This window comes from Mesorhizobium sp. AA22, assembly GCF_001672375.2.
Classification (GTDB): Bacteria; Pseudomonadota; Alphaproteobacteria; order Rhizobiales; family Rhizobiaceae; genus Mesorhizobium; species Mesorhizobium wenxiniae.
Genome location: NZ_CP048406.1, coordinates 5437388 through 5448594, shown reverse-complemented (window position 1 = coordinate 5448594; position 11207 = coordinate 5437388). Strand labels below are relative to the sequence as shown.

Sequence of the window (11207 nt, the reverse complement as noted above, 5' to 3'; positions counted from 1 at the left end):
GGCTTGCGATCTGCGGCGGACGCCGCAGATCGGGTGGTCTTCCTGTTCGCGGCCAAAGTCGCCTGGGGCGCAGTTGATGCCTGGGCCGATTCGGCGAAGGCTGTTCACAGGCGCCTGCGAGATTGACACGAGGCAATGGGGGTGTTACCAGTAAGTAACATCTAGAAGTTACAGACCGGTAACACCCTAGTCAAGAGGTGTACCGAGGGATTTTTCGGAAACCCCGGAAGCAAGGAGGTTTTGATGGAAGACGGCACTGCGGAACGCATCCGCCCCCGGGATCGCATCCTGGAGACGGCACGGGATATGTTCCACAAGCATGGCATCAAGGGCGTCGGTGTCGACGCGATCACTGAGGCCGCCGGTACCAACAAGATGACGCTCTACCGTCATTTTGAGTCCAAGGACGATCTGGTCATCGAGTGCCTGCGGGCGACCGCATGCAGCGCCAACGCGATGTGGCAAAAGTTCGAGGCCGAGCATCCGGGCGACAAGCTTGCGCAACTGCACGCCTGGGTTCGGATGGCGGCCGATTGCCTGATGGTGGACGGCCGCGGTTGCGACATGGCGAACGCCGCCATCGAGTTGAGCGAGACCGACCATCCGGCCCGTCGGGTGATCAAGGAACTCAAGCAGGCCCAGCGCGACCGTTTGGTCGGCCTGTGCCGGGATGCCGGCATCGGCCAGGCAGAGCTTCTCGCCGATACGTTGTCGCTGCTGCTTGAAGGCGCCCGTGTCAGCCTTCAAAGCGTCGGAGCCGAAGGCCCCAGCGCGCAATTTGTCCGCATGGCGGAAGGCCTGATCGCCTCTTTCCGGGGCGCTGCGGCCAGATAGTCTCGCAAGCGGCGAAACGATCGGTAGCGTGTTCATTGCGAGCCGCACCGCCGAATGCTCTTTTGTCCGTTCGGACGAGCCGTCATCGCGCTTCTCCTTTGCCGGTCTGTCGCCGAACCATTCCCGGCGCTACCTGTTGCTTGTTGGTGAGGCAGGATAGAACCGATAGCGAATTGGTGAGAGTGACAAGTGTGACGGGATTCCGACGGATCCGCTGATCGCGGCTCAACACCCTTGCTGGCGAATATGCCGGCGGCATCAACCCTGGTGACGGCTCCCGAACAAGCCGGTCGCCCGTATTGGTCATTCGACGCCGATCAAGGCGGTGATCTTCGTGACCTCAATCTTTGCCCAGCATCCGGAGCCGGAACAAAAAAGCCCGCTGCCGGGAGGAGGTGGCAGCGGGCTTGATTTCGAATACGGGACGGGAGGAGGTGTACCGCACTCAGCGTCGGCATCGCATCTGGGAGGAGTAGATGGCCGACACCTGCGAAACTAGCAGTTGCCCAATGATTCGGCAACAACGAAAGATGCATAGCAGATGTGCAGATCTGCGGTATCAACAGAATTTTAACCATTCGAACAACTGACGGTAGCCGTTTGCGCGGCATCACTGGACCGGAACGTTTTCCTTGAAGATCAGTCGCGGCTCGATGAATTTTCGTGTCAGATAGGGTGCCGAGGAAGCGATCGAGCCGAGCAGGCGAATGACCGATTGCTCGGCGATCAGTCGTGCATTCTGGTCGATGACGACATCGAGCAGATCGTCGACGAGATAGCCGCGTGTCGCCCTCGTCAGGTCGTGGCAAATGAACACCGGCTTCCTTTGCGGCTTGGCTTCCAGCAGCGCCTTCGCCACGCCCGAACGCCCGGCGCCGACGCAATAGATGCCGAGCAGTTCCGGCTCGTTGTGCAGCGCCTTCATCGTCGCGGTGTAGCTGATATCAGGCTCGTCGTTGATCTCGACGGCGCTGGTCACGGTCAAATTGGGGAACTCCTCGCTGAGCACGGAGCGAAAGCCCATTTCACGTTCCTCATGCCCGCGATAGGAGCGTGAGCCGACGACCATTGCCAGATGCCCGGTGCGCCCGCCCACGAAACGTCCCATCAAAAGCGCTGCGGTGCGCCCGGCCACACGGTTGTCGATGCCGACATAGGCCGATCGCGGTGCGCCCGGAACGTCCGACACCAGCGTGACGAGGCGGATGCCGGCCTCGACGATCTCGCGCAGGATGTTGCGCGTTCTCGGATGATCGATCGCGATGACGCCGGCGCCGTTTGCCTTGAGCGAGAGGTTTTCGACCGCCGCCTGCAACGCGTTCGGCGAGATGCCTGCGAGCTTGTGGATCCGGCAGGAGGCGACAAGCGGCAGGCGTGCCGCATAATCCTCGATATGATTTGCCAGATCCATCATGAAGGCATTGGTGCCGATCGGCAGGAAGAACTCGAGATGCGCCGGCCGCGACGGCAGTGTGACCTGATCCACGACCGGCAAATAGCCAAGCTGCTTGGCCGCCTCCATCACGCGCTGCCGGTTGGCCGCGCTGGCGCCTGGCCGGTTGTTCAGCACCCGGTCGACCGTCGCGGTCGACAGCCCGCAGCTTCTGGCGATGTCGGCAACGGTGGCTTTCATTGTCGCAGTCATAGGAGCCGATGCGATCCTGTGCCAGAGATACGGCCAACCCGGCTTCCAGCTGGCCACTCAGCCCTGCGGTTGCTTCCCCTGCACGATGGCGTCGTGGATCTCCTTGTCAGACATGCCGGTGATGATCCGTTCGACTTCCGCGACGTTGGTGTTCGTCGGATCGATATCGTCGGCAACCACCTTGCCGCGGCGCATCACGACGATGCGGTCGACCACCTGGAAGACATGGTGGATGTTATGGGCGATGAAGATGCAGGAATGCCCCGAATCGCGGGCGCTGCGCACGAAGCTCAGCACACCTTGCGTCTCGGCGACGCCGAGATTGTTGGTCGGCTCGTCGAGGATGATCAAGTCGCTGTCGAAATGCATGGCGCGCGCGATCGCCACGGCCTGCCGCTCACCGCCGGAGAGCGAGCCGATCGGCGTGGTCGGCGGGATGTTCTTCGAGATGCCGACCTGCTTGAGCAGGTCGCGGGCGACCACGTTCATTGCTTCCTGGTCCATGCGGTTGAGGAAACGCGGCGGCTTGATCGGCTCGCGCCCGAGAAACAGATTGCGCGCGATCGACAATTGCGTGACCAGTGCCGAGTCCTGGTAGATCGTCTCGATACCGTGGGCGATGGCGTCGCTGGTGCTGCGGAAGTCCACCTTCTTGCCGCGGATGAAGATGTCGCCGCTGGTCAGCGGAACCGCACCCGACAGCACCTTGATCAGCGTCGACTTGCCGGCGCCATTGTCGCCGAGCAGACCGACGATCTCCCTTTCATTGACATGGAAATTGGCGTCTACCAGCGCCTGCACACGGCCGTAGGACTTGCGGATGTTTTCCATGCGGACAAGCGGTTCGGCCATGGTTCAAGTCCCCGCCTGATGCCGGCGTTCCAGCCATGAGTGGAGCGCCATCATGCCGAGGATGATCGCGCCGATGAAGATGTTGTAGGCAAGCCCTGGCACGCCGATCAGCACGATGCCGTTGCGCATCACGCGCAGGATCAGGATACCGAGCACGGTACCGATAATGGTGCCGCGTCCGCCGGTCAGCGCCGTGCCGCCGATCACCACCATGGCGATGACTTCGAGCTCGTAGCCGGTGCCGCTGTTCGGGTTGGCCGCTGAGGTGCGCAGCGAGCTGATGACGCCGGCAAGCGAGGCCATGATCGAGGACAGGATGAACAGGCCGATTTTGACGCCGCTGACATTGACGCCGCGCGCCCTTGCCGCATTGGGGTTGCCGCCGGCCGCCTGGATCCAGTTGCCGGTCCGGCTCTGCGTCAGCACGTAGCCGAGTGCGATCGCTGCTGCGATGAACCAGAACAGCGACATGTAAATGCGGAACGGCCCGATGAAGAAATCGCCGACCAGCGCCTCGGCAAGCCAGCTGCCTTCGGCGCTCCAGGTGCGTTGCGGAAATCCGCTGGTGACGAACAGAGCGGTGCCGCGCACGACCAGCAGCATGCCGAGCGTCACCAGGAACGAGGGAATCTTGAGTTGCGTCACGAACCAGCCATTGACCAGCCCGATGAAGGCGGCAACCAGCAGGGCCACGACGAAGCCAGCTTCCAGCGAGGTGAGGCCGCTGTTGAAGAGCGTCCACATCAAGACTGGCGAGAAGCCGAACAGCGATCCGACCGAGAGGTCGAATTCGCCCGAAGTCATCAACAGCGTCATCGCCAGCGCAATCAGGCCAAGCTCGACCGTGAAGGCCAATATGTTGCTGATGTTCTGCGGCGACAGGAAGTCGTGGTTGAACCCCCAGAACACGGCGAGCTCGACGACGAGCAGCACGAAGGGCCCGAATTCCGGCCTGGCGATCGAGCGTTGGATGATGGAACTGTTTTCCACGTTGGACCCGCGACATGGTTGGGACTGGCCAAGCCCGGCACCGCGCAAGGCGGTTCGAGGCTCGGCGGAATGATGGGGATGACCGCGGCAGGCGTGCCGCGACCATCCCGATCGCGGTTTTATTTTCCAGACAGGATGTCGTCGTAGACCTGCGCGGTGTCCTTTTCGTAGAGTGCGCCGGTGATCACGTCGAAGCCGGGCGGAATGCCGCTGGCGGCCATATTGGCGATCGAAAGCGCCACATAGCTGGTCGCCTGCGGATCCTGCCATTGTGCGGCATTGACGTAGCCGGTCAGCACCTCCTGGGTGGTGTCGAGCGAGTTGCCCCAGCCGACGACCGGGATTTCGCCCGGCTTGATGCCGGCCTGGTCGAACACCCGCTTTATCGAGCCGGTCACCAGATCGCCGAGGCCGATGATCGCCTTGACCTTGGTCCTGTTAGCGGTGAGGTAGTCGACCATACGGTTGATCGCTTCGGCCTGGTCGAGCGTGGCTTCGGTGATTTCATAGGTGATGCCGAGCGGCTCGAACACGCTCTTGATGCCTTCTTCTTCCTGAACGCCATAGGTGGCGCCCGGGATTTCCACCGGCATCCAGACAAAATCGCCCTTTTTCACCAGACCCTTGTCGACCAGATACTGCGCCCAGTTCCTGCCGAAGGTGACGTTGTCGCCGCCAACATAGGCGTTGAAGTCCGCCTTCGGATCGGGCGTGTTGAAGTTGATGATCGGGATGTTTGCCGCCCGTGCTTCCCTAGCCAGCTCGATAAGGCTGCCCGGGTCGGGGCTGGTGGTGGTGATGCCGTCGGCCTTTGCAGCGATGGCCGCGCGAACCGCCTCCTGCTGGGACGACACGTCGCCATTGTGGAACGAGGTGTTGACGGTGTTGCCGGTGTCCGTCGCCCATTGCTTGGCGCCGGCGAGGAAGTAGGTCCAGACCGGATCGGCCGGGCCGCCATGCGAAATCCAGTAGAAGGTCTTGGCCTGTGCCGCCGCCGGAATGGCCAGCGCCACGATCAAGCCGAATACAAATAGTCGTAGCCTTGTCAGCATTTGATTTCCTCCCATTTGAAAACTTCCTCCACCTCCGACGACGATCACGACAAACCCTGATCGTATTTTTGCCAGCGCCGACCTGGATGCATCAGAGCATCCGCTTTTTCGACATATGGCAAGCCTCCATTTGCCAGTGGTAGTCGGCGCGCGACAAGGCGCCATCAGCGGTCCCATCAGATTGCATCAGTTTGGCTGATATTCTACGAGCGAGGCCCCTCAATTCGAGGGCCGAGAAATCTAATGTCGCAGGGGGGCGGGAACCTAGATGAGGTTGGCCCTGGCGAGGTCGCGCATCAGATGGCTGGCGCCGTAGGTCCAGTGCGGGCAATCGGGCGACAGCCGCACCCGGTTGACCAGCGCGCCGAATTTCTCCGACGATATGGTGACGATGTCGCCGACCTTGTGCGTAAAACCCTTGCCCTTTTCGCCGCGATCCTTCGACGGCACGAACATGGTGCCGAGATAGAGCGCCAGCCCGTCCGGGTATTGGTTATGCGGACCCATGGCGGCGGCGACCAGTTCTTCCGGCGAGCGGCTGATCTCGGCCATCGAACTGGCGCCCTCCAGCGAGAAACCGTCTTCGCCCTCGACCTTTAGACGCACGATGGCCTGCTTCACGTCATCGATGGAAAATGTCGCGTCGAACAAGCGGATGAATGGGCCGAGCGCGGCCGAGGCGTTGTTGTCCTTGGCCTTGCCGAGCAACAACGCCGAGCGCCCTTCGACGTCGCGCAGATTGACGTCGTTGCCGAGCGTCGCGCCGACGATCTTGCCGCTGCTGGCGGCGATCATGGCGATCTCCGGCTCCGGATTGTTCCAGGTGGAAACCGGATGCAGGCCGACATCGGCGCCGAAGCCGACCGACGCCATCGGCTGGCATTTAGTGAAGATTTCGGCATCAGGGCCGATGCCTACTTCCAGATATTGCGACCAGGCGCCTCGCTGGATGAGCTTTGCCTTGATCTCCATCGCCTCCGGCGAGCCGGGCTTGAGCTTCGACAGATCGTGACCGATCAGCCCGGCAATGTCGGCGCGAATGGCGTCGGCTTTTTCCGCCGAGCCGCGCGCCTGCTCCTCGATGACCCGTTCGAGCAGGCTGACGACGAAGGTGACGCCCGACGCCTTGACCGCCTGCAGGTCGACCGGAGAAAGCAGGTACGGTTTTTGCGAATCGCGCGCGACCTGGAAACTGTTGGCGGCGATCGCATCAAGTGATCCGATCGGTTCGCCTCTGGCCGCCTGGACGTACCCTGCCGGGTCTGGCATCTCGCAGACGTCGCGCACGGTTGGTGCCATGCTCAACGTGATGTCGAACACCGTGCCGTCGCGCACCGTGACCACCAGCGGATGGGACCTATCGCTTGTCCGGGCGCGGCCGATGAAGAGGCCCTCGTTGGGCAGGAGAGTGGTGTTCGTCATGGCTACGGTCCTCTGCTGTCTGGTTCTGCTGCGACGGTCGTCGCTGCCGGACCAATGGTTCACAAATAGCTTGGCCAGCGGCGGCGGCACTTTCAACAAATTCCGGCCAAAGGTCTATCCCGTCCTCAAGGCGAGTTTTGTGTCCCGATTGCGAAGCGGAAACGAGCTTTCAAAATATGAAATGGTGACTAGGATTTTCACAACGAACTGCACCCCAGGTGATCCTTGCCCGCACCGTTTTCCGATCCGATCTGGCAGAAGCCGGAATCGGCCGCCGCACCCCAGGCGCTTGTCGGCGGTAAACCCGTCGATGTCGTCATCATCGGCGGTGGCATCATGGGCTTGTCGACTGCCTTGCATGCAGCCCGGTTCGGCTTTGCCGTGCAGGTGCTGGAAGCCGGCGAGATCGGCCAAGGCGCATCGGGCCTGAATGGCGGCCAGGTGATCCCCGGCCTGAAATATGATCCGGAATGGCTGCTGGAGCATTTTGGCCCCGAACGCGGCGAGATCCTCGTCAATTTTGCCGCCTCGACGGCGGACGCCGTCTTCGAATTGATCCGCGACGAGAAACTGGCGGTGCCGTTCGTTCGCAACGGCTGGATCCAGGCAGCGCACACCGAGACGGCGCTGAAGGCGGCGGCGAACAGGAACAGGCAGTGGCGGAACCGCGGCGCCGATGTCCGGCTTCTGAGCCAGACCGAGATCGCCGCGTTGACCGGCGCGCAGGGCTATCTCGGCGGCTGGCTCGACCGCCGCGCCGGCGTGATCGATCCGCTTGCCTACACGTCGGAACTGGCTCGAATCGCCTCGGCCGCGGGCGTGAAGATCGCCGAGCACCAGAAGGTGGTGCGCCTCGATAAGAACGCCGGCCTTTGGCGTATCTCGACGGAGGGCGGCGCCGAATTGCAGGCGAAGGCGGTCATTCTGGCGACGAACGCCTATACCGGCGATCTGCTCCCCGGTCTCGCCGAGACGATCGTTCCGCTGCACTCCTTCCAGATCGCGACAGCGTCGCTGCCGGCCGATCTGGCGGCCGGGATTCTGCCGGAGGGACAGGCGGTGTCGGATTCGCGCCGCATCCTCGTTTATTACCGCAAGAGTGCCGACGGGCGGCTGGTGCTTGGCGGGCGCGGCCGGATGGCGCAGCCGACCAGCGAAGGTGACTGGGCGCATCTCGAGCGCGCGCTGCTCCGGCTCTATCCCGCGCTATCCGGCGTCGGCATCGAAAAGCGCTGGTTTGGCCGGGTGGCGATGACGCCGGATCACCTCCCGCATATTCACGAGCCCGAGCAGGGCCTGATGGCCGTGGTCGGCTGCCAGGGCCGTGGCGTCGGCCTGATGACCGCGCTTGGCGAGCGCATTGCCGGCTATCTGGCGAGTGGCGACGCCAGGCAATTGCCGTTGCCGGTCTCGCCGATCCGGCCGATACCGTTCCACGTCTTTCGGCAGGTCGGCGTCGCCGCGACGATCGCTTGGTATCGTACGCTGGATGCACTGGAGCGCTGATTCCATACCGGCGTAGGAATCTCCTTGACAGTTTCATAATTATGAAAAACCTTTAGGGGATTTCAAATTCCGATGGGCATGCGATGTCGACCATCGTTGCAAGGCAGCCACTGCCGGAGTCCCGGTCCTCGACGGGTTTCCGGTTGGCCATGCTGCTGCCGGTCGGGCTGGTCACCTTCTTCCTGATCCTGTTTGCGCTTGGTCTCGTACTTTTCCTCGCCTTTCGCGGCAATGACGGTTCGCTGCTGGGCGCCGGTTTCACCTTTGCGAATTTCGTCACGGTGGCGTCCGATCCTCTGTACTGGACGGTAACGCTGCGCTCGTTGGCCATTGCCGGCCTGGTAACGCTGGCAACGGTCGTCACCGCCTATCCCGTCGCCTACTACCTTGCCTTCCATGCCGGACGGCGGCGCGGGCTGCTGTTGTTTCTGGTGACGCTGCCGTTCTGGACCAGCTATCTCCTGCGCGTCTTCGCCTGGAAGATCGTGCTTGCCTATAATGGCGTGCTGAACTCGGCGCTCGTCGAAAGCGGCATCTGGTCCGAACCGACACTGGCGTTTCTCAACACGCCCGCCGCCGTCGTCGTCACGCTGGCTCACGCCTATGCGCCGTTCGCTATCCTGCCTATCTATGTGGCGCTGGACACGATCCCGAAATCGCTGCTCGAAGCCGCTTCCGACCTCGGCGCCAGACCGTTCACCAGCTTCCGCCGCGTCGTGCTGCCGAATTCGATGCCGGGGGTGCTGGCGGCTGCTCTCGTCGTCTTCGTGCCGACGGTCGGCGACTATGTCACTCCGGCGCTGGTCGGCGGCCCTGCCAGCACCATGATCGGCTCGCTGATCCAGGCCCAGTTCGGCAAGGCCAATGACTGGCCGTTCGGCGCCGCACTCGCCGTCGCCGTCATGCTGGTCATCCTTGCCGTGGTGCTGATGGTGCGTTCCGCCGACCGCAGATTTGGCAGCCGGACATGAACACGGCGCGTATCGATGCAAAGCAGGGCGGCGGTTGGCTGGGCGCCTATGTCCTTGCCTATCTGGTGTTCCTGTACTTGCCGATACTGCTGATCCCGCTGTTTTCCATCAACAATTCGATCCAGGCGGCGTTTCCGCTGCAAGGCTTCACGTTGGAATGGTATGCGACGCTGTTCGGCAATTCGGCGCTGTCCGGCGCGCTTGGGAACAGCCTCGTCATCGGTGCAACTGCCGCCACCGGCGCGACGCTCTGCGGCATCACAGTGTCCTATATGGACCTCTACGGCCGCTCGCCGCTTGCCGCCACGATCAGCGCCATCGCGCGGCTACCGATCCTGATCCCCGGCGTGATCGTCGGCATCTCGCTGCTGATACTGGTCAACCTCATTGGCTTCGGGCCGTCACGCACTGCCATCGTGCTCGGCCACATACTGGTGGCGCTGCCGACGACGGTGGTGATCATGAAAAGCCGCTTCGCTGCTATCCCGAAGACGATCCGCGAGGCCGCGCTCGATCTCGGCGCTTCCGATTGGACGACATTCAGACGGGTCATGCTGCCGCTCAGCCTGCCCGCCATTGTGTCAGCGTTCATGCTGGCCTTCCTGACCTCCTTCGACGAGTTCATCGTCGCCTTCTTCCTCGCCGGCACCGAGCCGACGCTGCCGCTTTACATCTGGAGCCAGCTGCGATTCCCCAAGTCGCTGCCGACCGTCATGGCGCTGGGCACGGCCATCCTGGCCGTGTCATTCGTCATCGCGGCAATTGCCGAAATCCTGCGCCATCGCGGGCTCGCCGCCGCCCAACGGCCGGTCCCCGCCGACCTGTCCAAACCAGAAGAAACCGAAAGAGGAGAACTGCAATGGCATTCGACCTGAAATCGATAAATCGCAAGACAGTCCAAGCCGGATTGGCAGCCTTCGCGTTGGCGCTTTCGTCGACCGTCGCGCTTGCGGCCGACAAGTTGCAATATTTCACCTGGTCGGGCTACGAACTGCCCGAGTTCAACAAGAGCTTCCTCGCCGCACACCCCGATGGCGTCGAGGCCTCGATGTTCGGCGACGACGATGACGCCTTCACCAAGGTCAAGGCCGGCTTCCGCCCTGATGTCGCGCATCCGTGCTACGACAAGGTGGCGCGCTGGAACAAGGAAGGCCTGCTGCAGCCGATCGACACCAAGCGCATCAAAAACTGGGATTCGATCTTTCCGGTCTTCAAGAACCTGCCCGACCTGCAGGCCGGCGACGGCAAGGTCTGGATGGTGCCGTGGGACTGGGGAAACACATCGATCCTCTACCGCACCGATCTGGTGAAGAACCCGGAACCGAGCTGGAACCTTTTGTGGGACAAGCAGTACGCCGGGCGCATGGCGACGATCGACGCCGTACACGACACGCCGGTGGTGGCGGCGCTTCTCGCCGGCGTCAATCCGTTCGACATGACGCCAGAGCAGATGGACAAGGTCGCGGAAAAATTGCGCGAGCAGCGCCCGCTGCTCTCGAACTACACCACCGACATGACCTCGGTCGAACAGGCGCTGGCGAGTGGCCAGCTTGTCGCCGCCATGACCTGGAACGCGTCGGCCACCTCGCTCAAGAAGCAGGGCGTGCCTGTCGAGTTCATGAAGCCTAGGGAAGGCATGCTGACCTGGGCGTGCGGCTTCGTCATGCTCAAGGACGCCAAGAATGTCGACCTCGCCTATGACTTCATCAACAGCCGGCTGGAGACGGATTCGGGAAAATACTTGATCCAGGCCTATGGTTACGGCAGCTCCAACAGCTCGGCCTTCGCCGCGGTGCCGAAGGAGGAGCTGGAAAAGCTGCAGCTGCCGTCCGATCCGGAAGTGATGCTGAAGACCACCGTCTTCACCGGGCCGATGAAGCAGAATGACGAACTCGCCAAGATGTTCGAGAAGGTCAAGGCAGGCGGCTGAGTTCG

Annotated in this window: 10 protein-coding genes; 5 read left to right on the top strand and 5 right to left on the bottom strand. The window is 62.4% G+C overall.

Annotation, left to right across the window (positions count from 1 at the left end):
* Positions 1-243 precede the first annotated feature (243 nt).
* On the top strand, positions 244-834 hold the full coding sequence (locus A9K68_RS26065; RefSeq protein ID WP_065010087.1) for a TetR/AcrR family transcriptional regulator: 591 nt from the start codon (positions 244-246) through the stop codon (positions 832-834).
* A gap of 610 nt (positions 835-1444) precedes the next feature.
* Here the strand turns inward: A9K68_RS26065 and A9K68_RS26060 are convergent.
* The 5 genes from A9K68_RS26060 to A9K68_RS26040 form a co-directional block, all read right to left on the bottom strand.
* Complete coding sequence (locus tag A9K68_RS26060; protein WP_029355410.1) at positions 1445-2467, bottom strand: LacI family DNA-binding transcriptional regulator; 1023 nt, start codon at positions 2465-2467, stop codon at positions 1445-1447.
* A gap of 69 nt (positions 2468-2536) precedes the next feature.
* A complete protein-coding gene (locus A9K68_RS26055; RefSeq protein ID WP_065010088.1) occupies positions 2537-3331 on the bottom strand; it encodes an ATP-binding cassette domain-containing protein in 795 nt (264 codons plus the stop codon).
* Between the two features lie 3 nt (positions 3332-3334).
* Positions 3335-4321 carry an ABC transporter permease gene (locus A9K68_RS26050; protein ID WP_027152255.1) on the bottom strand — a complete coding sequence of 329 codons (987 nt, stop codon included), beginning with the start codon at positions 4319-4321 and terminating at the stop codon, positions 3335-3337.
* Between the two features lie 119 nt (positions 4322-4440).
* On the bottom strand, positions 4441-5373 hold the full coding sequence (locus A9K68_RS26045; protein ID WP_065010089.1) for a substrate-binding domain-containing protein: 933 nt from the start codon (positions 5371-5373) through the stop codon (positions 4441-4443).
* A 264-nt stretch (positions 5374-5637) separates the two neighbouring features.
* The gene (locus tag A9K68_RS26040) at positions 5638-6795 is read right to left on the bottom strand and encodes a fumarylacetoacetate hydrolase family protein (RefSeq protein ID WP_065010120.1); all 1158 of its coding nucleotides are present in this window, start codon (positions 6793-6795) and stop codon (positions 5638-5640) included.
* A gap of 225 nt (positions 6796-7020) precedes the next feature.
* On the opposite strand from A9K68_RS26040, the gene A9K68_RS26035 reads away from it, so the two are divergent.
* The 4 genes from A9K68_RS26035 (at position 7021) to A9K68_RS26020 (ending at position 11202) form a co-directional block, all read left to right on the top strand.
* Positions 7021-8301 carry an FAD-dependent oxidoreductase gene (locus A9K68_RS26035; RefSeq protein ID WP_065010090.1) on the top strand — a complete coding sequence of 427 codons (1281 nt, stop codon included), beginning with the start codon at positions 7021-7023 and terminating at the stop codon, positions 8299-8301.
* Between the two features lie 83 nt (positions 8302-8384).
* Positions 8385-9272, top strand: coding sequence for an ABC transporter permease (locus A9K68_RS26030; protein ID WP_065010091.1), 888 nt, complete (start codon positions 8385-8387; stop codon positions 9270-9272).
* A complete protein-coding gene (locus A9K68_RS26025) occupies positions 9269-10147 on the top strand; it encodes an ABC transporter permease (RefSeq protein WP_065010092.1) in 879 nt (292 codons plus the stop codon). Before A9K68_RS26030 ends, A9K68_RS26025 begins: the two co-directional genes overlap by 4 nt.
* On the top strand, positions 10132-11202 hold the full coding sequence (locus tag A9K68_RS26020) for an ABC transporter substrate-binding protein (RefSeq protein WP_065010093.1): 1071 nt from the start codon (positions 10132-10134) through the stop codon (positions 11200-11202). Before A9K68_RS26025 ends, A9K68_RS26020 begins: the two co-directional genes overlap by 16 nt.
* The last annotated feature ends 5 nt before the right edge of the window (positions 11203-11207 follow it).